16 protein-coding genes are annotated in these 22,584 nt (G+C 44.5%); 7 read left to right on the top strand and 9 right to left on the bottom strand.

All coding sequences use genetic code 11. From position 1 onward, the window contains the following. Positions 1 to 73 precede the first annotated feature (73 nt). The 4 genes from BW980_RS00730 to hemA all read right to left on the bottom strand — a co-directional run bounded on the left by BW980_RS00730 (position 74) and on the right by hemA (position 4,575). Positions 74 to 625 (bottom strand): GNAT family N-acetyltransferase, encoded by a 552-nt coding sequence (locus BW980_RS00730; protein WP_076453063.1) that lies wholly within the window; start codon positions 623 to 625, stop codon positions 74 to 76. Positions 626 to 638: 13 nt separating this feature from the next. Beyond that, on the bottom strand, positions 639 to 1,673 hold the full coding sequence (gene hemE, locus BW980_RS00725; protein WP_076453062.1) for a uroporphyrinogen decarboxylase: 1,035 nt from the start codon (positions 1,671 to 1,673) through the stop codon (positions 639 to 641). A gap of 62 nt (positions 1,674 to 1,735) precedes the next feature. After that, positions 1,736 to 3,322 (bottom strand): hydroxymethylbilane synthase, encoded by a 1,587-nt coding sequence (gene hemC, locus BW980_RS00720; protein ID WP_076453061.1) that lies wholly within the window; start codon positions 3,320 to 3,322, stop codon positions 1,736 to 1,738. Further along, entirely contained in the window at positions 3,319 to 4,575 is a 1,257-nt protein-coding gene (gene hemA, locus BW980_RS00715; protein WP_076453060.1) for a glutamyl-tRNA reductase, read from the bottom strand. Before hemA ends, hemC begins: the two co-directional genes overlap by 4 nt. A 205-nt stretch (positions 4,576 to 4,780) precedes the next feature. On the opposite strand from hemA, the gene BW980_RS00710 reads away from it, so the two are divergent. Then, positions 4,781 to 5,674 (top strand): helix-turn-helix transcriptional regulator, encoded by an 894-nt coding sequence (locus tag BW980_RS00710; protein ID WP_076453059.1) that lies wholly within the window; start codon positions 4,781 to 4,783, stop codon positions 5,672 to 5,674. 165 nt (positions 5,675 to 5,839) lie between these two features. Next, positions 5,840 to 8,647, top strand: a complete 2,808-nt coding sequence (locus tag BW980_RS22105; protein ID WP_083690315.1) for a ThuA domain-containing protein — start codon at positions 5,840 to 5,842, stop codon at positions 8,645 to 8,647. A gap of 191 nt (positions 8,648 to 8,838) precedes the next feature. On the opposite strand, the gene BW980_RS00695 is transcribed toward BW980_RS22105, so the two are convergent. From BW980_RS00695 to BW980_RS00685, 3 genes are all read right to left on the bottom strand, one after another. Beyond that, entirely contained in the window at positions 8,839 to 9,642 is an 804-nt protein-coding gene (locus BW980_RS00695; protein ID WP_245799916.1) for an N-acetylmuramoyl-L-alanine amidase-like domain-containing protein, read from the bottom strand. 58 nt (positions 9,643 to 9,700) lie between these two features. After that, a complete protein-coding gene (locus tag BW980_RS00690; protein WP_076453058.1) occupies positions 9,701 to 13,225 on the bottom strand; it encodes a TraB/GumN family protein in 3,525 nt (1,174 codons plus the stop codon). A 142-nt stretch (positions 13,226 to 13,367) separates the two neighbouring features. Then, the gene (locus BW980_RS00685) at positions 13,368 to 14,444 is read right to left on the bottom strand and encodes a mechanosensitive ion channel family protein (protein WP_076453749.1); all 1,077 of its coding nucleotides are present in this window, start codon (positions 14,442 to 14,444) and stop codon (positions 13,368 to 13,370) included. A gap of 262 nt (positions 14,445 to 14,706) precedes the next feature. Here BW980_RS00685 and hemH point away from each other — a divergent pair, with 262 nt between their 5' ends. Both hemH and BW980_RS00675 read left to right on the top strand, forming a co-directional pair. Further along, positions 14,707 to 15,738 carry a ferrochelatase gene (gene hemH, locus BW980_RS00680; protein ID WP_076453748.1) on the top strand — a complete coding sequence of 344 codons (1,032 nt, stop codon included), beginning with the start codon at positions 14,707 to 14,709 and terminating at the stop codon, positions 15,736 to 15,738. A 30-nt stretch (positions 15,739 to 15,768) separates the two neighbouring features. Beyond that, positions 15,769 to 17,157 carry an MATE family efflux transporter gene (locus BW980_RS00675; protein WP_076453057.1) on the top strand — a complete coding sequence of 463 codons (1,389 nt, stop codon included), beginning with the start codon at positions 15,769 to 15,771 and terminating at the stop codon, positions 17,155 to 17,157. A gap of 33 nt (positions 17,158 to 17,190) precedes the next feature. On the opposite strand, the gene BW980_RS00670 is transcribed toward BW980_RS00675, so the two are convergent. Together BW980_RS00670 and BW980_RS00665 are read right to left on the bottom strand one after the other, a co-directional pair. Then, positions 17,191 to 18,519: an alpha/beta hydrolase family protein gene (locus BW980_RS00670; RefSeq protein WP_076453056.1), complete on the bottom strand. Its 1,329-nt coding sequence runs from the start codon at positions 18,517 to 18,519 to the stop codon at positions 17,191 to 17,193. 59 nt (positions 18,520 to 18,578) lie between these two features. Next, a complete protein-coding gene (locus tag BW980_RS00665) occupies positions 18,579 to 19,394 on the bottom strand; it encodes an EcsC family protein (RefSeq protein ID WP_245799915.1) in 816 nt (271 codons plus the stop codon). 232 nt (positions 19,395 to 19,626) lie between these two features. Here BW980_RS00665 and BW980_RS00660 point away from each other — a divergent pair, with 232 nt between their 5' ends. The 3 genes from BW980_RS00660 to BW980_RS00650 all read left to right on the top strand — a co-directional run bounded on the left by BW980_RS00660 (position 19,627) and on the right by BW980_RS00650 (position 22,566). Then, complete coding sequence (locus BW980_RS00660) at positions 19,627 to 20,169, top strand: CopD family protein (RefSeq protein ID WP_076453055.1); 543 nt, start codon at positions 19,627 to 19,629, stop codon at positions 20,167 to 20,169. Between the two features lie 147 nt (positions 20,170 to 20,316). Beyond that, positions 20,317 to 21,726: a sensor histidine kinase gene (locus BW980_RS00655; RefSeq protein ID WP_076453054.1), complete on the top strand. Its 1,410-nt coding sequence runs from the start codon at positions 20,317 to 20,319 to the stop codon at positions 21,724 to 21,726. A gap of 60 nt (positions 21,727 to 21,786) precedes the next feature. Beyond that, positions 21,787 to 22,566, top strand: coding sequence for an enoyl-CoA hydratase/isomerase family protein (locus BW980_RS00650; RefSeq protein WP_076453053.1), 780 nt, complete (start codon positions 21,787 to 21,789; stop codon positions 22,564 to 22,566). Positions 22,567 to 22,584 lie beyond the last annotated feature (18 nt).

Below are 22,584 nucleotides of genomic sequence, written 5' to 3'. Positions count from 1 at the left end.
AATTTACGACTTACGGGGGAAGCTATGAAGCGATATGCTCGACAAAAGCGGTTTATTTTAGTAAGCTACGATTTTATACCGAAAGTACATAGAGCTCCATGTCAAGAGGGGCTTCATTAGGCGGGGTGTGTTCTTTGGGGAGTTGCTTTCGCCATGTGTAGCCGCATTTTTCGGCAACTCTTACACTACCTATGTTGGTTTTATGGACGATGATGTTGAGTGTCTTGAGTCCTAATTCCTTAATGGCGTACTTCGATAAGGTATCTACGGCCAGCGAAGTGATGCCCTTTCCTTCGTATTGATATCCTATGCAGTAGGCCAATTCGGCCTGTCGTTTCTCCCAGTCCAGTTCCTTGATATAGACAAGTCCGATAAGGGTTCGGCTTTTATTGTCTTTGAGTACAAAAAGAAACTCCTCTTTTTTCATGTACTCGCGTACTTTTTCTTCCACAAATATTTGCGAAAGGTTGGGATTTAGGTTCGCGGCCAAGGTTTTTGGAAAATAGCGCTGTAAACGCTTGGTGTTTACCGTAACGAAGTCGCAGATACGCCAAGCGTACTTTTCATGTATGGCTTCTATGGAAAAGTGCTCGAAAAGGGCAATCCGGGTGTTTTCGTTTTCCATAGTCGATGCGGGTCTAGCTTACGGGCTTCCATTCTTTTACCGCGTCGATAAAAGCTTTTGCGTTTTCTACGGGAACGTTGGGCAAAATACCATGACCGAGATTGGCGATATAACTGTCTTTACCGAATTCATTGATCATCTGTGTTACCATCTTCTTTATTTCGGCAGGAGGCGAGAGCAATCGGGCGGGGTCAAAATTACCTTGTAAGGTAGCCTTTCCTCCGGTGAGGTATCGTGCGTTTCGTGCGGAACAGGTCCAATCAACACCAAGAGCGGCCGCTCCCGATTTGGCCATGTCGCCTAGGGCGAACCAGCAACCTTTACCGAATACGATAACGGGACTTTCGTCTTTTAGGGCGTCGATGATCTGTTGGATATACTGCCAAGAAAACTCATTGTAATCGGTGGGGGATAACATACCGCCCCAAGAATCGAAAACCTGTACGGCGTCTACGCCGGCCTTGACTTTCGCCTTTAGATAGGCAATGGTGGTATCCGTTATTTTTTGTAATAGTTCGTGGGCCACTACCGGTTGGGTAAAGCAAAGTTCTTTGGCCTTGTCGAAGGTCTTGCTCCCTTGTCCTTGTACACAATAACACAGAATGGTCCAAGGTGATCCGGCAAAACCGATTAGCGGTACTTCGTTGTTCAGTTTTTCCTTGGTAAGCTTTATGGCGTCCATTACATAGCCCAAAGTCTCGTTCACGTCGGGAACGATAACGCTATCAAGGTCTTTTTGAGAGCGAATAGGGTTGGGCAGGTAGGGGCCAAAGTTCGGCTTCATCTCTACCTCGATATTCATGGCCTGGGGTATGACCAAGATGTCGCTAAAAAGAATGGCGGCGTCCATACCGAACCTGCGAATCGGCTGTACGGTAATTTCCGAAGCCAATTCAGGGGTCTGGCAGCGCGTGAAGAAATCGTACTTCTTTCTGATTTCCATAAACTCGGGAAGATATCTTCCGGCTTGGCGCATCATCCAAACCGGTGGACGATCAACCGTTTCGCCCCTTAGGGCCCTAAGAAAAAGGTCGTTCTTTAGTGACATAGCTGTATTTTGATTCCCTTAGAAGGGGAAGTCCGTTTTTTTTATTCCAATCGTAAAACTAATTAATCCTTACCGTAGGTCTGGTTCACCAAGTCGATAACGCTCTCTACCGTAGGAATTTTGGCTACATAAACCGTCTTAAAGTGTTTTCTTGCTTCCTCGGCCGTGGTGTCTCCAATACAGTAGGCCACTCTGTTGTCGGGGCTGTTCTTCAGTAAATAGCTGGTAATGGTCGAGGGGCTGTAAAACATGATGCCTTCAACACTGTCCTCTACTTCCGTGGGAGCGTGTTTGGTGGTATAGGCCTCGATTTCCCTTACCTTAATATTGTTCTCGGCCAAGACGGTGGGCAGGTGGTCAAGTCTAAGGTTGCTGCAGAAATAAGTGACCTCGGTTCCTTCCATATATTCCACCAAATATTTGGCCAAGTTTTTAGCGTCTTTTTCTTGGTGTTTTACAGGGCCGATATAACGCTTGATCATGCGCTTGGTCTTTCCGCCTACACAATAGATGTTCTTAAACTTCAATTCTTCGGGGGATACGCTTTTTAAAATCGCCTCTACCGTATTCTGGCTTGTAATGATTACGTTTTGAATTTCTTTCTTTAGGATAAGGCTGGAAATTCGGTTAGGACTGATCTTGATAAAATCTTCCGATTTCACCTTGATGCTTTGGTCAAAAAGGTTGATCTGATCGGGGGTAAGGGTTCTCGTTGAAAATATTTTGGTGTTTTCAACAATGTCCGTAGCGTAAGTCATAAGTAGCTTTCCTCCACGGCTAAGGATGCTGTTCGCACAGTCTTTGGCCAAGTAGGAATGCTTGCCCAAGGGAGCCGTGAACTCGGCCTCTAGTTTTTTCTTGCCATCAACGGTCAGGAGCACCCCTTTTAGGCTTACTTCGTTTTCTTTGCTAATGGTCGCCAAAGCCCCTATGGGAGCCGAACAGCCTCCTTCTAAAATACGAAGGAACTCACGTTCGAGTTTGGTACATATTTCCGTTGGTTCATGGTTGATTTCGGCGCAGGCTTCGCGAATAAACTCATCATCTTCTTTGGCAACGACCATTATGGCACCTTGTGCGGGTGCGGGTACCATCCAGGTGAGGCCAATGGTGTTTTCGGGCTCGAGACCGATGCGTTCAAGACCGGCGGCGGCAAAAATGGCACCGTTCCAATCGTTGTTCTCTAGTTTTTCGTACCGGCTATTGATATTGCCCCTAAGGTCGACCACGGTATGGGTCGGGTAGCGGTTGAGCCATTGTGCCTTTCGGCGAAGGCTTCCGGTAGCGATTATAGCATCCCTTTCGCCCATGAACTCTTCGTTCTTTTTAAAGGCCAGTATGTCAAGAAAGTTGGCGCGCTCCAATACGGCGGCCTGTACGATGCCCTTTGGAAGGGCCGTCGGTACATCTTTCATGCTGTGTACGGCTATGTCGATATCGCCATTGAGCATGGCTACGTCAAGGGTTTTGGTAAAAATACCGGTAATACCCAGTTCGTACAGCGGTTTGTCAAGAACCAAGTCTCCTGTAGATTTTACGGGAACCAATGTAGTTTTATGACCTAAAGCTTCAAGTTTGTTTTTAACGGTATTTGCCTGCCATAGCGCTAATTCGCTATCGCGTGTACCGATTCGTATGACCTTGCTCATGGAGTGTCGAGTTCGAGTTGGAAGACTTTTTGAATGAGTTCTAGACTGGTGTCAGAATCGACATTGTCGTCTTTGAGATGATTGGCGAACTGCTTGGTTATTTTTTGAATGATTCTATTGGATATTACATCGGCCTGTTGCTCGTTGAAATCCGATAGTTTTTTGGACTGATAGTCCATTTCTTCGTCTTTCATTGTTTTGAGCTTCTTTTTCAAGGCCTTGATGACGGGGGCGAATTTACGGGTTTCAAGCCATTGGATGAAATCTCCTTTCACCTCGTCTATAATAATTTCCGCTTCGGGAATATATTGCTTTCTGCGCTCTAGGGTGTCGTCGGTAATTCGGGAAAGCTGGTCTAAGTGTACCAAGGTAACATTGTCAAGATCTTCTACATTGTCGGAAACATTCTTCGGAATGGAAAGGTCTAAGATCAAAAGGGGCTTTTTGGTATGGATGAGCTCTTTTGATATGGTAGGCGATTGCGCACCTGTTGCTACGATTAGTACGTCGGTAGAACGAATCTCGGTTTGTAGGTCTCCGTAATCTTTGACCACCAAGTGAAATTTACCCGCAATTTTTTCCGCCTTGTCCTTGGTGCGGTTAATAAGGGTAATATGTGTGTTTTTTGTATGCTTGATCAGGTTCTCACAAGTGTTCCGGCCAATTTTACCCGTACCGAAGAGCAAGATGTTTTTCGCCGAGATATCGGCAACGTTCTCCATGATATAACGTACCGATGCAAAGGAGACCGATGTGGCGCCAGAAGAAATTTCGGTTTCGTTCTTGATGCGCTTGCTAGCTTGAATGACCGAGTTGCAAAGGCGTTCGACAAACGGATTTGCAATGCCGTGTTTTTTAGAGCGGTTGAAGCTGGCCCTCAATTGACTGATGATTTCAAAATCGCCCAAAATCTGGCTATCTAAACCAGTGCCTACGCGAAAGAGATGATTGATCGCATCGTTGTTCTTGTAGATATAGGCTACCTCTTGAAACTCCTCGACGGAACCAGAGGTGTTGTCGCAAAGTAATTTGATCAGTTGAAAGGGGTGTTGGGCAAAACCGTTAAGTTCGGTACGGTTACAAGTGGAGGTCACTAAGAGACCGTCAATGCCCAATTTTTTGGCTTCGACCAAAATGTTCTCCATGGCGGCATCGTTTAAGCTGAATTTGCCACGTACCTCGGCGTCAGCTTTTAAGTAGCTAAGGCCAATGGTATAGAACGAGTTGTTTTTTGAAATATGGTAATCTTTCATGAAAGCTTTTCAAAGCGAACACAAAAATAAGTGGCTTATGCTTATAAAAGTAACGCTAGAAGAACAATAAGTGTCGTTTAGGGGTTTTTTAGTTGTATATGGATATAAATCCGTTGAAAACCAGTAATTTTGTAGGAAACACTGTGCTTTACAGTGTGTCTATTTAGAACGTTTCTAAATAGAAACTGGCCAATTCTTGTTTTATATGGAAGGAAAAAATATCGCTCAAGGTTCATTTCAGGAAGTGCTTATCGAAGACGGGTTTTATGTGCTTAAAATTCAAAACGATACTGTTGAAACCCAACATGTAGTGCGTGATATCGATAGTAGTTATATTCAGTTTCATTTTTGTTTGAAGGGAAAGGCCCGATTTGTATTCAATCAGGGCAATTACCATCTTGAGGTTTCTGAAGAGAATTCATTACTGCTTTACAATACGCAAATCGATTTGCCCATGGACTTGAAATTGGAGCCGAATTCGTGGTTGGTGTCGGTAGTCATGACGATACGGAAGTTCCATTCCCTGTTTTCGAAAGAGGCGGATTACATTCCGTTTTTAAGTGCCGAGAACAAAGATAAAAAGTACTATGCCCAAGAAGGTGTGAGCCCGGCTATAGCCGTAATCTTAAGTCAGATGATGAATTACAATCTTCATCCTTCCATTAAAGAACTTTATATCAAGGGTAAGGTTTACGAGCTGATTTCCTTATACTTCAACAAAAGTGATGATGCCGATATTGAACAGTGTCCGTTTTTGGTAGATGAAGATAACGTAAGGCGTATTCGAAAGGCCAAGGAAATAATCATTGCCCGTATGGCCGAACCACCTACGCTTACAGAACTTTCCGAAGAAATAGGTTTGTCGCTCAAAAAACTGAAAGAGGGTTTTAAGCAAATATATGGCGACTCGGTGTTTAGCTTCTTGTTCGACTATAAAATGGAATATGCGCGTAAAATGCTGGAAACGGGTCAGCACAATGTAAATGAAGTGGGACTAAAAGTGGGGTATAGCACGGCAAGTCACTTTATTTCGGCTTTTAAAAAGAAATACGGTACCACCCCTAAAAAATACTTAATGGCCTTGGCCAACAATGGATAGGGTTTAGGGGTTTATTTCTTCCTTGAAACGGGTATTCTGATTTCAAATGTTGGCGATTTTGTTAATAACCTTCGATAAAACGCATATTTTTATCGATGAAATTCCTGAGTTTTGTAGTTAGAGAAACTATAGTCGCTAATTCATCTTAAACACTTCCCTTTGAAAATGAAAGAAAGACCCCTTGTAGGCCTGCTTTCCGCATTGTTTGTATGTATATATTTCTTCTTTGTTGCCTGTGAAAAGGACAAGAGTGACGATACCGTTACCGTGGCAACCGATGTAGAGGCTCCCCATCCTCCCAAAAACCTAGAACCTGTTCAGATTACCGATTCTTCCGTCACCGTGGCGTGGCAAGCTTCAAAAGATAATGTTAAGGTGGTGCAATACGTTGTCTATCAAGATAGTGTTGAGGTGTCTCGGGATTCTGTTACTACCTATCATGCCAAAAACCTGAAGGCGTCTACCGAGTATATTTTCGCGGTTCGGGCTGCCGATGCCGCAGGTAATAGCTCTAAGTTCAGTGAGAAGATAAAAGTGCTTACCGAGGCTGCCGTACAAGAAGATACCTTGGTAAAAAACGATACCCTTAACGATTATAGTTCCGTGTTAATGGCGCCCATACTATCGGTCGACAGTGTTTCGTCAAATATGGTCAGGCTCAAGTGGCTCCTCGATATTAATGCTTCGGCGGTCAAGGAATACAGGGTGTTTCAAGATACGGTCCAAATCGCCAGTATCGATAGAAAATCGTATCAAGTGACACAGCTTAATGCTGGTGATACATATAATTTTAGCGTGGCGGCGATCGATTTGATCGGTAAGGCTTCAAAACCTAGTAATGTGGTAGAGGTCGAGCTTCCTCTCGAAGAGCTTCCGCAGAAAGATACCATATCGCCTTCTGTACCCGTTGGGCTTGGGGCGGCGGAGGTAAGGAAGAACGGTCTGAAACTATACTGGCAGGCCGCTACCGACAATGTGGGGGTCACTTCCTATTCGGTCTATAGGGATACTACCTTGCTCGGTAAGGTTGGCGATACCCTCTTATTGCTCGATAATTTGGAGGAGGGCACGGAATACAATTTTAGGGTAAGTGCTTTAGATGCTGCCGAAAATGAATCCCGACGCAGTGAACCTCTTATGGTCAAAACCTTGGAGGATGTCAAAACCGATAGCGTCGTATTAAGGGCGCCCAAAGATGTACGCCTTGCCGAATTGGGAGCTACTACGGCGAGTTTTACATGGTCGGAGACCAATGATAGCATAGCCATTTCGGGCTATTCGGTCTATCTAGATGCAGCTCTTGTGGCCAAGACCCCCGAACCCGAATATATGGCCAAAGAGTTAAGCCCAAATACGGCATATACCATTTCAGTGGTGGCTACTGACGATTTGGGGAATGCATCGGAAAAAAGTGATCTCTTAAGTTTTACGACCCTAAAGGAAAGGGCGGTGTTCAAAGATACGATCGCTCCTACGGTACCCGAAAATGTGAGTGTAGAAGCCCTTACATCCTCTTCTTTAAAATTGAATTGGGCGGCATCGACCGATAGTATCGGTGTGGTTAATTATAGAATTTTTCAAGATGGAAAACCTATAACATTGGTCGTTGGTACCCATTACTCCATAACGGGGCTTGATGCCGATACGGAGTACGTATATTCGATATCGGCACTAGATGCCGCTGAAAACGAATCGCCGGCGAGCCTACCCATTTCCGTAAGAACCGAAAAAGAAGAAGTTGAAGAAGAGAAGGATACCACCGCTCCCACAGTGCCAGGGTCTTTGATTGCCGATGAAATTAGTCAGGCTACCATAAATCTAAGCTGGGATGAGGCGTCGGATAGTGTGGGTGTATCGGGCTATAGGTTGTATATGAACGGAGCGTTTTTTGTCACCGTAACCCAAACGCGATATCGGGTGGAGGACTTAAGGCCTGGAACGGAATATGCGTTTTCGGTTTCGGCTTTTGATGCGGCTGAAAACGAATCTGAGCAAAGTGGACTTTTGAAAGTGACGACTGAGGCAGAGGTGTATGTCGATGATGTGCCTCCCTCGGCGCCGGGTGATTTAAGGGCGGAAGATATTACCGAGGGCAGTGTTGCCCTTTCATGGCGTACCGCTACCGATAATATTGGTGTCACCGAATATATCGTTTACCAAGACGGACAAAAAATCAAGACGGCTACCGCTACGGGCGCATCTATAAACGGACTCGCACCGGGTAGCTTATATGCTTTTACGGTTTCGGCCCTTGACGCCGCCCAAAATGAATCGCGGCAAAGTGAGACGATTCGTGTAACTACCTTGCCAATACCTGAAACAACCGATAGGGTCTTGGTGTTTACCAAAACGAGCGTTTTCCGTCATGGTTCAATAGACAAAGGGGTCGCTACCTTAAAAGCTTTGGGCGATGTCAATGATTTTGAAGTAGACCAAACCGAAAATGCAGACGATTTTACCCTTAACAACTTAAGTCGGTATAAGACCGTGGTCTTCTTAAATACTACAGGCGATGTTCTAAACGAGGTTCAACAAAAGGCTTTTGAAAATTACATTCGATCTGGGGGGAGTTTTATGGGGGTACATGCGGCCACCGATACCGAATATGATTGGCCTTGGTATGGCAAGCTGGTAGGCGCTTATTTTAATGGTCACCCTAGCATACAGGAAGCTACCTTAAACGTAATCGATCACAACCATGGTTCTACTAGTCATTTGCCAAGTAATTGGGTGCGAACGGAAGAGTGGTATAACTTTAAAGACATCAATACCGATATCACACCCTTGATACAATTGGACGAGTCTACTTATAAAGGAGGGACCAACGGGGCATATCACCCGTTCTCTTGGTATCATGTTTATGATGGGGGAAGGGCTTTCTATACAGCGGGCGGCCATTCCAATGCATCTTACGACGAACCGGAGTTTAAACAACATTTACTTGGGGGACTCATTTACTGTTTGGGCCGATAATGCTTTAAGAGGGCCAAAAAGCTACAACCGACCAGAGGGTCGGTCTTGTAATGATTTTTCTTAAGGGGCCGTTGTCAATAGAGCGACGAATGCAGTCAAACTGGCGTCAAAAGGTAAATAGAAGGGTATTTTGGGTTCTGTTTTACCAACAACAAACTGATCGGTCGGTTCGGGTTCGGGGTTCTAAGGTATTATTGGGTAGGTCTGGCCACCATAATTCCCGTATTTTTATTGATTTTCTTTAGGTATTCGGCAAGGGGTTTTTCTGAGACCTCTACTTTCATCGATCCTGTTGAGGCGTGTAGTAAATGAATGCGTCCGTCTTTTTCCCGTGTGGCAATTCCGGTATGGGTAACGTCCAATCCGTTAATGGATGTGGTCAAGGCGATGATATCTCCGGTTTGGATCAAATGTTCGTTGGCTTCAATTTCATCTTGAGGCAGAATGCAAATCGGTTGATGGTTAAGGTAGTTTTCGGAAGCCTTTACTTTTTCAAAATTCTTGTCATCGCTTAAAAACGGATAAAGGTCGCGATGCGTGCTCATAAAATTAATGGGTTTGGTGATTTCCTTGCCTCCGATTTCAGAGGTAATATCCCTTAATAGGCCCTTCTTTTCGTTATTGGCGATCCATTCCGAAAAGTAGTGGAGACGTGAAGCGTAGCCATCAAGTTTGCCATCTTTATATCGAATGTTTTCAAGGGTTTCCGTAAAGTCATGGAAGCCTGCTTTTTCTTTTTTAAGCATAAGGCCAAAGGCCAAGACGTTTTCGATATAAGTGGTGCAGTCGAGGCCCTGCAGGTTGACCACTAGGGTTTCCGTTTCTCCGATCTCTAAAGTTTTGGCAACGTAGGGCGTACTCATAAATGTTTTGCCAATGGCCACAATTGTTTTTCCAAAGTCCTCTTCCAATAGGCCGTCAATAGCAATGAGTTTTTTCTCTACGGCTTGCTTATCGGCAGGCGAACAGGTGATTTGTTGGGCTATACCTAGCATAGGGCTTAGAATACAGCATAAAAAAACGAAATATCTAGACATGATATAAAAATACAAATTAAAACCCGTGATGGCCAAAGAGTCCATAACCATTGGGCCTGTAAATATCGGCACGTCTTCGGTCTTTTAATTCAAAGGCTTCGGTTACATAGCCAATGACCTCTTCTTCAGTGTCGGTATCTTCAATGCGCATGGCTTCACTTTCGTAAAAAGGTTGGGTTTGTAATTCCTTTGCATTTTCAAAGACCAATAAATGCATGGAGAAATTCTTGTCGTAATCTTCGTTAGTGCGTTTTTTAAAGTAGTATCCAACATATTTTTTCCCCTGAAATTGTAATGTTTTCCGGGTTATAAAGACGACTGAATCTTTGGTCTTGTTGTATTTTGTGCCTTCGAATAGCAGGGCTTCGGCCAAGTGCTGTTGGGAGTTGTAATCGGCCGGAAAATAACGAAGCATTCGCAACTGTTTGAGTTTTTTGAACAAAGGTAGCCTGCCATTTATATCGGAAGCCAGGTCCGTTAAGCGTTCGGGCGACACCTGTTGCCCGTTTTTCAGTAAAAGGGCAAGATAGGTTGCTTGTACGCTAGGTTCTTCTACGAGCTCGAGTTGATCAAAGAAATGCGCCACCGATTTGTCGTTATGGAAGGGATAGAGCAAGGTGATATAATTTTCTAGGAGCGTCGTATTGGTCTTACTGGTGCCTAGTTTATAGAAGTCATTGTTGATATGTGCAAGGTCGCTGCCCAATTGTCTTTTGATGAGGGTTTTGGCATCATTTAGAATCTGGGTTTTGTATTTTTTGTACAATTTGGGTTTGATGGTATTTTGTGTGAGCAATTCGGCCAATAAGCTAAAAATAGGGCCCTTGTATTCTGGGATGGAACTGTAATCCAATAGTTTGGGGTAGAGTTTTTTGGCCAACTCCAAATTTTCTCGATAGGGTTTGAATATAAGACTGATGTTAAAGGTGTTCGATAGCAACGGCAAATCGGTCTCCATTAATTCCAGTAGTAACTTTGTGGAGGCTTCATCGGTCTTTTTGGCAATTTCTTGAAGCAGAACGGCCTGCGCCGTAGAGTTGTTATATGATTTGGCATAGAAACTTTTGTAGAAATCGGTAAGGTCGAGGCCTTTCAGTTGGGCCAATTTCCGAATCAGGTACAGCTGGATGTGTCGGTCTTCCCGGTTTAGGTCATATTGCGAAATGTGCTTTTTGAGCAAATCGGCATGCTTAGGCTCGAATTTTATAAACCGGTATCCGTCAAGGGCTATACTGTCATTTTCGCTCAAGGCCTTAAAGAACTCGGGTGCTTTGTCTTCAAGCAATCCCCGTCCGACCAAGGTGTCTTTCGGTACGAAGTTGTTAAAGAACTCTTTGACGAAGGCACTCGGTTGCCCCATGGTGTCTACTACGGCCTTTAGTTCATAAAGGAGCCCCTTGTTGATAATGTTCTTGACCAAAATACCCCTTGTGCTGGCCGTGTCGGTCAATATCATTTGCAGTTCGTGAAATCCTTCAGGGGAAGTTTTGGTCTTTTCTTCAATGATATTGTATTTTTTATGGGCGTATAGTTTTTTGCGCAGGGTCCAGACCGAATCTATATTCTTGAACATTAAAAAATCATGCGATTTATTCAGTTCTACCGATACGGCTTCCCCATTTTCGTTTTGGTAGACCGTCTTTTTGTAAAAGGGGTCATAGGGTTTTACTTGGGGGGCGCCACTGTAATACTTGGTACTGCTCTCTACGAATTTAGGAGGTTTGACCGTGCTTTTTGTACTAAAGTATAGGGCGGTATCTACAACGGTCTTAAAAGGTTTTCTGTTTTTGCCTTCTTTGAGTTTGAAGGATTCAAAAAATGTATCGGCCTCTTTTTGGCTCCGACCGACCATGCCCAAAAGGTAATATTCTCCCTGGCGTAAGGTGGTCATAAGGTATAAGCGTTTTTTTGAGGTGATGTCAATTTCGGCCGATGAGGTGAGCTGCCGGCCTTCAAATGAACCGTAGTCGGGCCTTAGCTCTAAGTCTTGGTAAAAGCGTTTCTGTATTTGCTTGAGTTCAAAGGTGTCGACTTCGATAAAATTGAAATCGTTTAAAACCGATTTATGGAGAAAGTAGTAGTTGTCCGCAATCGAGTCATAGCCCTCTATCCAGCGGTCACCGTTTCTACTGCGATTGGTAAAACTGTACAGCGAGGGCATTCGTACTTCAAAATCGTCGTAGACCGAGGAAACCGTTTTAAGACCCGGAATGGAATCGGCCCTAAATTCTAGGCTGTTGAAAATCCGATTTGAAAATTGGGTGACGTAATCGCCTTCCCCACCCATTTTTATGATGACCAGTTCTAAAGGGGTTTCGAAAATCTGATAACGTTGGTGGTCTCCGTTTTTTAACAGGTTTTTGATGTCGAGCCCGGCAAACGGACCCTTTTTGATCGGTTTTTTTTCGAGTATTTTCCCGGGAATGTTCTCGAATAACAGCTTGTCGATTTCTTCTAAAGAGAACAGGGCATCCTTCTTTAGAAAAGAATAGGTGGGAATACGGTTGATAACCACAAAACTCCCGTTGGCCAAGTCTGGCGAGACATAGGTGGTTTTTCCGATATCGGAAACCGGATATAATTTATTGGGCAGGTCAACACTGAAAAAATCGTCTTCCGGGCCGTAAGTGCTGTATTGGTTTTCCCTTTTCTTCTGTTCGAACTTCAGTTTTAGTCGCTTTCCTTTGGAAGTAGCCTTCGAAACCAAGGGTTTTACGGTATAACCTTTTTTTCTTAAAAGTGAAATAACCCCTTCTTCCCCAGGTAGATGCGCTGCACCGATACCGGCAAACACCTTTCCTTTTTGCATTATGGAGTCCATTCTCTCGGCCATGTTGGCATTGCGAATGTACAGCATGTTCTTCATGTAATGCGAGGTATACATGGCGTGGTCGATAGAGTCCAATAAAGCTATGTTTCGGGTTCTGTAAGCATCTTGAAGCAGGAACATGGGGTCGGATTGCTGCATCTTTTTTTGGAGCCACTCGTCGGGTTTCTGTTTTATGGCGTTTAAACTGGCCCGCCCTACCAAGGCCGCCGATTCTTCCATGTCTTCAAGGGCAATGATGGGTTTGTTGAACTTTCTGCCCGCTTGATAAATGAACATATCAAGATAGGTTTCTTCTTCAAAGTTTTGGGAAAGTTCATTGGTGCGATAGAGAATGTTGTTTACAATGCGGTCTTCATAGGCCAAGTAGGCCCCCAACACCTCTTTTCTGGGGTTTTCCACTTTAAACGATCGGGCATAGAAGCCTTTGGTTACAAATCCCGCTTCCGCACCATAGGGGCTGCCACCTACGAGGTTTTCCTTTTCGAGCCAAAGTCCCGGATCCGATTCCAAGGCGACCATATCACTTTGGTCCAAGGCGTCGAAAAAGACATCGTCTAGGCGAAAGGCAATCTTTTTACTGACGTGCATGGTGCCATATAAGTACGATGTTTTCTCTAAGCCGTTTCCTGAAATTTCCCAAAGGAGACTGTTTTCTTCCTGGGCCTTGACCGAAAAAGAAATAAGCAATAGAAAAATCGATATGAACCGCATAAATGCTTTTTTGGTGTGGGGATATGCGCAATAGCTATAATGTACGCCGAAAAACAGCCGTTTGTTACAAAAATAGAAAAGTGCCTTGTGCGGTATATCCCTACAAACCGTTAAAAAAAATGTTGGTTTTAAGGTATAACGACTATTCGAGGGTTGTATTTTCCCGACCCTCCATATTTTCTATTTGCAAGCGTGTACGGGCTAGACTGTCGGGATAATTTTGCTGTAAGAAAGTAATCAATTTTTCGCGAACGTGAACACGAAGGTCCCATGCGGTCGAAGAATCCTTGGCACTCATAAGGGCCCTGATTTCAATGTAGTTGGACTTAGAATCGGTAACTTGGATATTGTTTACCTCCCCGTCCCAAAGCTCTGTGTTTTTGAGGATCCGGGTAAGTTCTTCCCGTAAGGCATCAAAAGGCACCGAGTAATCGGTATATAAAAAAACGGAACCTAAAATGTCGGCCGAAGATTTGGTCCAGTTCTGAAAGGGAGTTTCTATAAAATAAGTAGTCGGTAATATCAGTCGCCTTTTGTCCCAAATCTTCACTACCACATAGGTCAACATGATTTCCTCTATACGCCCCCATTCACCTTCGACCACAACAACATCGTCTAATTTAATGGGTTGGGCAATGGCAATTTGAATTCCCGCTAGAATGGTACCGATCATTTTTTGGGCGGAAAAACCGATGATAATACCCGCAAGCCCTGCCGATGCAAATATGCTGACCCCAATTTCACGGATGCCGTCAAAGCTCATAAGGGCGATACCTACAGCGAGAATAATGATAATAAAAATGGCGATGCGCTCCAGTATATTGAATTGCGTAGCGACCTTTCGGGCCCTGAGGTTATTGGCGGTATTCATGTCGTAGGTATGCATGACATGTTGCTTGACGATCTTGATTACTTTGATTACAAGCCATGTAAAAGCGAAAATAAAAAGGAGGGTGCTGGCTTTCCGAAAATAAAATTCGAGGTGGGTTAGGTTTAGCAATTGCCTTAAGGAACCCATTCTGAGCAATATGGAAAATAGGATGAGAAAAATAGGTTTACTTACCTGCTTTACCGACGATGGCGGAATGAGATATTTCGGGTTTTTTCCCAATTTCCGAAGCACTTTGATCAATAGGAAATAGGCCGCCATCAAGATGGTCAAAGTTCCTAAAAGCAGAAGGAGCGATTGATAGTTTTCGTTGAAAAAATCATTTATCATGGCAAGGTCGTTCAAAGGATAATAATAGGTTGTTTTTTCAAATCGGCATATCTGAATCGCTTGTAAGATCGACGGAATCTATAGCTGCATCAAAAAGTATTTTGATAACATGCACTTTGGATAGGTTTCAAGGCGTATTTTTGTAAAAATTATTGGTTTTTCCCTTTAAACGGGCACTTGAAGATAGCCATATTTGTTCAAAGCCGAAAGTTCTTTAAGGCATAATGGGCATCTTGAAACCAAAAAAAAGCGTAGCTACACTATGAAAGGAGTTTTATTGGTCAATTTGGGTTCTCCCGACAGTCCCACGGCAAAAGATGTAAAGCCTTATCTCGACGAGTTTTTAATGGACGAACGTGTTATTGATGTGCCGAATTGGTTGCGAAACATCTTGGTACGCGGAATCATTTTGCAGACCCGTCCGAAGAAATCCGCAGAGGCTTATGCCAAAATATGGTGGGAAGAAGGATCTCCGTTGATCGTTATTTCGGAAAGATTTACCGAGAAATTAAAGGAGCATTCCGATATGCCCATAGCTTTAGGAATGCGATATGGCAGTATGACCATAAAAAACGCCTTGAAAGAGCTGAATGATAAAGGGGTAGATGAGGTATTGTTGGTTCCTTTATATCCGCATTATGCCATGTCGTCTTATGAAACCGTAGTGGTTAAGGTAATGGAAGAGCAAGAACGGTTTTTTCCCGATATAAAGCTGACCACCCTTCCTCCTTTTTATAAAAATCCCGAGTACATCCGTGTACTTTCCGAAAAAATAGCCGAAAGCCTTGAAGGCTTCGATTACGACCATATTTTGTTTTCGTACCACGGTATTCCCGAACGACATATTCGTAAGTCAGACCCTACCCGTTTTCATTGCAAAATAGACGGGAAGTGCTGCCAAACGAATTCCGTGGCACACAACACCTGTTACCGCCACCAGTGTTTTGATACCACCGAATCGGTCAAGGCATATCTGAACCTTCCGGCCGATAAGGTCAGTAATTCGTTCCAATCGCGTCTTCCGAACGATCCTTGGTTAAAACCGTATACCGATTTTGAATTTGAACGTTTTCCCAAGGAAGGAATAAAGAATTTGGCAGTTATTACACCGGCCTTTGTTGCCGATTGTTTAGAGACCTTGGAGGAAATCGCCATGGAAGGCCAACATCAATTTCAGGAAGCTGGGGGTGAGGGTTACAAGCATATTCCTTGTTTGAACGAAAGCGATTCTTGGGTCAAGGTTATGGCTACCTGGATCAAAGATTGGAAAGAAACGGGAGCCTTACCCGCATAAATCTTTGGTCCATTGAATAAACGACTATAGATGGCTAAAGTATCGGCAGAACAGTTAGGTTTGGAACCAATAGGTAAACTTTTGGTGAGACAGGCCTTACCTGCTTCTATCGGTATCTTGGTAATGTCGCTCAATATACTGGTCGATTCGATCTTTGTGGGCAACTGGATCGGTTCCATTGCCATAGCGGCCATCAATGTGGTGCTTCCGGTCTCCTTTTTTATCGGGGCATTGGGTATGGCTATCGGCATCGGGGGTGCAAGTATTATTTCTAGGGCACTCGGGGCGGACAATTATGCGAAGGCCATCAAGACGTTTGGAAACCAGATTGCCCTAACCCTTTTGATTACCGTTGCAATGGTAGCACTGGGGCTTTATTATGTCGATTCGCTAATACCGGCCTTCGGAGGAAAAGGAGCGATTTTTGAACCCGCTAAAATTTACTATACCATTGTTTTGTATGGGGTGCCGTTTTTGGCGTTTTGTATGATGGGAAATACGGTTATCCGTGCCGAAGGCAAACCAAAGTTTGCCATGATCGCCATGATCATACCTTCTGTGGGCAATCTTGTAATGGACTACGTATTCATCTATATATTCGATTGGGGTATGGAAGGTGCGGCTTGGGCCACCACTATCGGTAATGTGCTTTGCGCAGCCTATATCTTTTACTTCTTTCTATCGGAAAAATCGGAATTGAAACTGACCCCGGCCTGTTTTCGGTTGGATTTGCCCATAATCAAGGAAATAGGCTCCTTGGGTTTTGTGACTTTGTCCCGCCAGGCTACTACAAGTGTCGTTTATCTCTTGATGAATAATATATTGTTCGGTCTTGGAGGCGAAGCTATGGTTGCGGTCTATGCCATTGTTGGCCGTATGTTGATGTTTGCCTTATTCCCTGTATTCGGGGTTACCCAAGGTTTTCTGCCCATTGCGGGATTTAACTATGGCGCGAAAAAATACCAAAGGGTACGAGAGTCGATCAACACGGCCATCAAATATGCATCGCTATTGGCGGCTATTGTTTTTATTGGGCTTATGGGCTTTCCAACAGAAATAGCCTCTTTGTTCTTGAGCGATAGGGCCGGCCAATCGGCACATGATTTGGCGGCCAATGCCTATGTTTTGGAACATATTCCCTTGGCCATGCGATTGGTGTTCGCCGCAACTCCCATTATAGCCTTACAATTGATAGGTGCGGCTTATTTTCAGGCCATTGGAAAGGCCATACCGGCTTTACTGCTAACGCTATCGCGACAAGGCTTCTTCTTTATCCCGCTTATATTGATTTTGCCGAATTACTTCGGAGAACTGGGGGTCTGGCTTTCCTTTCCCATAGCGGATGTGTTGGCTACCATAGTAACCGGCTTTTACCTGAGAAAGGAAATCAAGAACACCTTGGTCGTCAAGGGGGGCTAAGCTCCTTTTTTAGACCTGACAGGGGCAAGGTTCCTATTGTTTCATGTTGGCTTCCGAGGCCTTGGCGTGTAACAACTGCATACCTGTTGAAGACCTTGGTTTGAACCCGTGCCAATCTTGGTCGTTCGATTCTTTGGGAAGGCTCAAATACGCACTGTAATCGGCATTCTTTAGATAGGTGCCCAAGAAGGCCGTAAGAAAGTGTTGATTGATGTTGTTGATCTTTCGTTGGTCCCAAGAAGGTTCTGCGTATCGGTAATACTCATCGATATGCAAACCGGGTTGTAATGCTTCGGCCGGGGGTGGATTGGGCGCCACGTTATGACGTGCGTTCTTGTAGGTGAGTAAATATCGGTCTGCATTGACCGTAGCGTTGTAAATAGCCTTGATTCCTTTTTCGTAACCTGATATATCGTCTTGGTCGCCCGCAATAAATAGTGTGGGTTTCTTTAGGCCCGACAATCCATTGGCGTCCCAAACCCCGCGTTCCATTCCCCAAGGGGCAAAAGCGACTACGGCCTTGATCCTGGGGTCGATTTGGTTTTGATAGGCTGCGTTACTGGCCGCCAATGCCGATATGGCCGTGCTTCCACCGGTCATCTGACCGAAAAAGGCGGTAAGGCCGTCGCTATAACCGGCACCGGCCACATTGAGCACGCCGTAACCTCCCATGGAATAGCCTACAATACCTATGTTTTCTGAATCTACCATTCCTGAAAGTTGGTCCTTTGACGCGGAGCTTCCCTTATCGGCAATCGTATTGATGACAAATTGGATGTCTTTGGCCCGGTTGAGCAGGGTACTCTGAAAAGCATTGGCATCTTTAAAGGTAGAATCGGTATGGTCTATGGAGACGACAACGTAGCCTTTTGAAGCCAAGTTTTCGGTCAAATAGGTCATTAAGTAGCGTGATCCGACATAGCCGTGCGATACTACAATCAAGGGGTAGCCCCCGGCGGTGGCCTTAGGGGTCGCATCGCGATAGGCCCTGCCTTTAAAAGAGAAAGGAATTAGGGGGCGTAAAGAATCGCCACGGGTACCCATTACATCTTCATAGATTACGGTGTTGCCTTTCTTGTCAGGAGCTTCTGACGGGTACCAAACCTCTATGGTAAGGGGTCGGTCGTATAAGGGATCTTTTCCTCCTTTTGATTTTAAGATATCCACCTGGTCCTTATGGATCAGCTCAAGGGTGCGTACGCCAACGGTATAATCGCCCCTTTCTGCCAGTTGAGGGGCATCGGGGAGGGCATCGCCGTATAGAAAGTCCTGTGCTTGTAAGTTAAGGATAGTGCACAAAAACAGGAGTAGGGCTGTAATCGGACGCGTGGTTTTCAGGAAAACGGGAACATGGTTTTTCATAGGGTTACAATTGGTTGAGACCTAAATGTAATGAAATTTCACAAGAAGATGATGTGGTGTTAAATTTTTGTAAGCGATAGTTCTTCATAGGCTGACCGTATTTGGTCCACACTATATTTGCGTTCTAACCGTCTGATACTAAAATGGGCATGGGCCATATTTTGAAAGTGGTCGATAAATGCGAGGTTGATCGTAGCGCCACCTGCCGCGCCTACAATAGGTATGGCTTGCGCTACGAACTTTTCCGATACCTGTATGCTAAAACGTGAGGCGACCTGGGCAATCAATTGAAGAAGCGGGTTTCCCGTTGTGTTTAAAAGGGAAGTCAGTGTTTTTCCGGCAATTCCACTAGCTCCTTTGACGGCGGAGCTAATCGCTATTCTTGTGGCGTAATATCCTGTGTCAAGATGGTCGTCGTGCTTGCTTTTCCCTCCTAAGGCAAAAACCTGTAGGCATGCTAATTGTGAATCGAGGGAGTTTAGGTCTTCCCCTTCACTACGGGCAATATCCATAATGGAGCGCATCATAAGCTTGGTGGCCAGTGTAAGGTCGACCGCAAAGGCCGTGACGCCCAGGGCCCCTCCTATGGCGCCCGATGAAGTCACCAATGCCTTGTACAATTTGTTCGAAGGTGTGGTTTTAGCGTTTTTGTCCATTGATATCAGATTGCTCTTCACCACCGTGTGCAGCACCTTGTAGGTAATTTGCTGTATGCGATCGCGTTGTTTCTGGGGAAGGAGTTGGACGCGGCTTTCTATAACGTTGCCCATTTTGTTGAGGCCCTGCATGGCCCAGCCGATTTGTTCCATTTTTTGTTTGGCTTTGTGGAGCGTGAGCAGATCATCAGGGGCCAACTTTTTGTTCTCTATTTTCAAAGCGTCTATATTTTGGGTTCGGGCAGAACTAAAATAAACAATCCCCAAGTTTATTGAGGGGGTATTAGGTGTTTTTTGCAAAAGCATATTTTTCACGGCCTTGCCCAAAAGGCCCTTCATAGGGTTCGGGCTTGGTGCTGTCTCCTATCCTGTTGTAAAAACCTTGTATGCTTATATGAACGGTGTTTGCAGTTTTCCCTAACTTTGGTCGACAATACTAAATCCCTGCCCTTTGTACGAATACGTTAAAGCATTGCATCTGATTTTTGTGATTACATGGTTCGCAGGTCTTTTCTATATACCTCGGTTGTTCATTTATCATATCGAAGCCTCGGAAAAGGCATCGCCCGAAAGGGAAATACTGACCAAGCAGTTGCAGCTTATGGCCAAACGCCTTTGGTATATTATAACCTGGCCCTCGGCCATATTGGCCGTATGTTTTGCCGTATGGTTATTGATTTTGGTCCCGGCATGGTTACAGCAACCTTGGATGCACGTAAAGCTCGCCTTTGTGCTTTTGTTGATTGTATACCACCTGAAGACGCACCAAATTTTTAAGCAGTTGCAACGCGATGAGGTCAAGTACAGTTCAAAGTTCATGCGCATATTCAATGAAGGGGCCACCCTTATTTTGTTTGCCATAGTCTTCTTGGTGATATTGAAGAATGCCTTTAATTGGATATTCGGTGTGGTAGGCATTATCGTACTAGGTATTCTATTGATGCTCGGTATTCGGTTGTATAAGCGTATCAGGGCCAAAAATCCGGAAGCATAGGGATTCAAATTCTATTGGACGCAGGTCAGGGGAGCCGTTTTGCGCGCCTGAAATTGTGTATAGAATGGCGTGATATTTGCTACCTTTGATATAAACTCCAGACTTTTGTTTACAAAACTATCGCTAAGGTCGCGCATCTTCTTATCTATGATCCTACTTGTGGTCGTAGCTTCTATTTTGATTGCCGGCGTTACCGTATATCAGTATAAAGAACAATCGGAAGATTACCACAGGGACCGATTGGAGCGTAAAGAGGAACAGGTACGCCAAAGCGTTGATTACGTGCTGAAGAAGACTACTTATCCGGTTACTACGGAAAATTTGGGTATGATTTTCAACGAAGAGATTTATCAAATCGCCAATGTCCAGAACCAAAGACTCAACATATATGATCTAGACGGGCAATTGATCAAAAGTTCCCGTGCCATATTTGAGGTAGATTCCATTGCCAATTGTTTAGACCCCTATATCCTAGATCGTTTGGAGAATAGTCCGACCAAAAGGTTCGTAGACCAGAAAGCCTTGGCCGGAGACAACTATAAGGCCTCCTATACCTATATCAACGACAAACGGTTTAAACCAATTGGTATTTTAAACTTGCCCTATTACGAAGACGATTCGTTTAATAATATGGAACTCAGGGAGTTCTTGCTGCGTTTGGCCGGGGTTTATTTTTTGATGTTGCTTATTGCCATTGGCCTGGCCTATTTTATATCTACCTATATTACCCGTTCGCTTCAGACGATTTCAGATATGTTAGGTAAGACCGACCTGCGGAAAAGGAACCAAAAAATATTGATCGATAATCCCAGTGAGGAAATCGAGAAGTTGGTTACGGCCTATAATGCCATGATAGATGAGCTGGAGCAAAGTGCGGTAAAATTGGCGCGTAGTGAAAGGGAACAGGCTTGGCGTGAGATGGCCAAGCAGGTGGCCCATGAAATAAAGAACCCATTGACCCCTATGCGCTTAACGGTACAGAGTTTTGAACGCAAGTTCGATCCTAAGGATCCTAATATTGCTACCAAGGTGGCCGAGTTTTCAAAATCGCTAATACAACAGATCGATACCATGAGCAGTATCGCATCGGCCTTTTCCAACTTTGCCGAAATGCCGGCCCAGCAGAACGAAACGGTGAACATCGTTGAAATTGTACGCTTGGCTTTAGATATTTTTAATGAAGATTACATTCACTTTATTTCACAGGAGGAAGAAATTATCACGAAATTAGACCGTACCCAGTTGATACGGGTGGTGACCAATTTGGTAAAAAATGCTATTCAGGCCGTTCCGGAAGTAGATGCGCCCCGAATTTTAGTTTCCGTAGTCTCAGATGGAAAATATGCTGAAATCAGCGTGGCGGATAACGGTATAGGTATTGAAGACGGTTTCAAGGAAAAAATATTTGAACCAAAGTTCACCACAAAATCAAGTGGAATGGGCCTAGGTCTGGGCATGGTCAAAAATATAGTAGAAACGTACAAGGGGCATATCGGATTTACCTCAAAACCTGGAAAAGGAACGGTGTTTACGGTTAGATTTCCGCAGGTAAAATAATCTTGGTGCCGTATCGAATAATAAAATTGTAAACAAGCATAACACTCAAAAACCCACTTCATGAAATTCAATAACATCTTGGTAAATGATAAGGAGGCAACGGCAATAGTAACCATTAATCGCCCTACAAAGCTGAACGCCCTGAACCGCGAGACCATTCAAGAGCTACACCATGCGTTCGAAGCCTTGGAAAAAGATAAAGGGGTCAAGGTCATAATTTTAACGGGAAGTGGGGAGAAGGCATTTGTTGCCGGAGCCGATATTTCCGAATTTGCCGATTTTTCGGAAAAAGAGGGAGGTAAGTTGTCGGCCAAGGGCCATAAACTACTTTTCGATTTCGTAGAAAACCTTTCCAAACCGGTAATTGCCGCAATTAATGGTTTTGCCTTGGGAGGGGGATTAGAACTGGCCATGGCCTGTCACTTTAGGGTGGCCAGCCACAATGCGAGAATGGGGCTTCCCGAGGTGTCACTCGGCGTTATTCCAGGGTATGGGGGAACCCAGCGTTTGCCACAACTTATCGGAAAGGGCAGGGCAATGGAACTCATTATGACCGCCAGTATGATCGATGTCGATCGTGCCTTGGGTTACGGGTTGGTAAACCATGTCGTCTCTCAAGAACAATTGATCGAGTTCTGCCAAAAGCTGGCGAGCAAGATATCGAATAACTCACCTGTTGCCTTGGGTTATGCAATAAAAGCGGTAAATGCGGGTTTTAAGAACAGTAACGGATATGACGAAGAAATAAAGGCCTTCGGTGCCTGTTTTGGGACCGAGGACTTTAAGGAAGGTACCTCCGCCTTTTTGGAAAAGCGGAAGGCCAATTTTCCTGGAGAGTAGCATATCGCCTTAACCCTA

Source organism: Zobellia uliginosa, from assembly GCF_900156625.1.
Taxonomy (GTDB): domain Bacteria; phylum Bacteroidota; class Bacteroidia; order Flavobacteriales; family Flavobacteriaceae; genus Zobellia; species Zobellia uliginosa.
The sequence above is the reverse complement of the archived record's forward strand: the minus strand, read 5'-3'. Positions and strand labels throughout refer to the sequence as shown.

What these genes read in the sequence shown, in the direction of transcription:
- BW980_RS00690 (WP_076453058.1), bottom strand. Translation starts at nt 13,225, where the DNA reads ATGCGGTTCATATCGATTTTTCTATTGCTTATTTCTTTTTCGGTCAAG.
- BW980_RS00670 (WP_076453056.1), bottom strand. Translation starts at nt 18,519, where the DNA reads ATGAAAAACCATGTTCCCGTTTTCCTGAAAACCACGCGTCCGATTACA.
- hemA (WP_076453060.1), bottom strand. Translation starts at nt 4,575, where the DNA reads ATGAAAGATTACCATATTTCAAAAAACAACTCGTTCTATACCATTGGC.
- BW980_RS00685 (WP_076453749.1), bottom strand. Translation starts at nt 14,444, where the DNA reads ATGATAAATGATTTTTTCAACGAAAACTATCAATCGCTCCTTCTGCTT.
- BW980_RS00695 (WP_245799916.1), bottom strand. Translation starts at nt 9,642, where the DNA reads ATGCTAGGTATAGCCCAACAAATCACCTGTTCGCCTGCCGATAAGCAA.
- hemC (WP_076453061.1), bottom strand. Translation starts at nt 3,322, where the DNA reads ATGAGCAAGGTCATACGAATCGGTACACGCGATAGCGAATTAGCGCTA.
- hemH (WP_076453748.1), top strand. Translation starts at nt 14,707, where the DNA reads ATGAAAGGAGTTTTATTGGTCAATTTGGGTTCTCCCGACAGTCCCACG.
- hemE (WP_076453062.1), bottom strand. Translation starts at nt 1,673, where the DNA reads ATGTCACTAAAGAACGACCTTTTTCTTAGGGCCCTAAGGGGCGAAACG.
- BW980_RS00650 (WP_076453053.1), top strand. Translation starts at nt 21,787, where the DNA reads ATGAAATTCAATAACATCTTGGTAAATGATAAGGAGGCAACGGCAATA.
- BW980_RS00655 (WP_076453054.1), top strand. Translation starts at nt 20,317, where the DNA reads ATGATCCTACTTGTGGTCGTAGCTTCTATTTTGATTGCCGGCGTTACC.
- BW980_RS00730 (WP_076453063.1), bottom strand. Translation starts at nt 625, where the DNA reads ATGGAAAACGAAAACACCCGGATTGCCCTTTTCGAGCACTTTTCCATA.
- BW980_RS22105 (WP_083690315.1), top strand. Translation starts at nt 5,840, where the DNA reads ATGAAAGAAAGACCCCTTGTAGGCCTGCTTTCCGCATTGTTTGTATGT.
- BW980_RS00710 (WP_076453059.1), top strand. Translation starts at nt 4,781, where the DNA reads ATGGAAGGAAAAAATATCGCTCAAGGTTCATTTCAGGAAGTGCTTATC.
- BW980_RS00675 (WP_076453057.1), top strand. Translation starts at nt 15,769, where the DNA reads ATGGCTAAAGTATCGGCAGAACAGTTAGGTTTGGAACCAATAGGTAAA.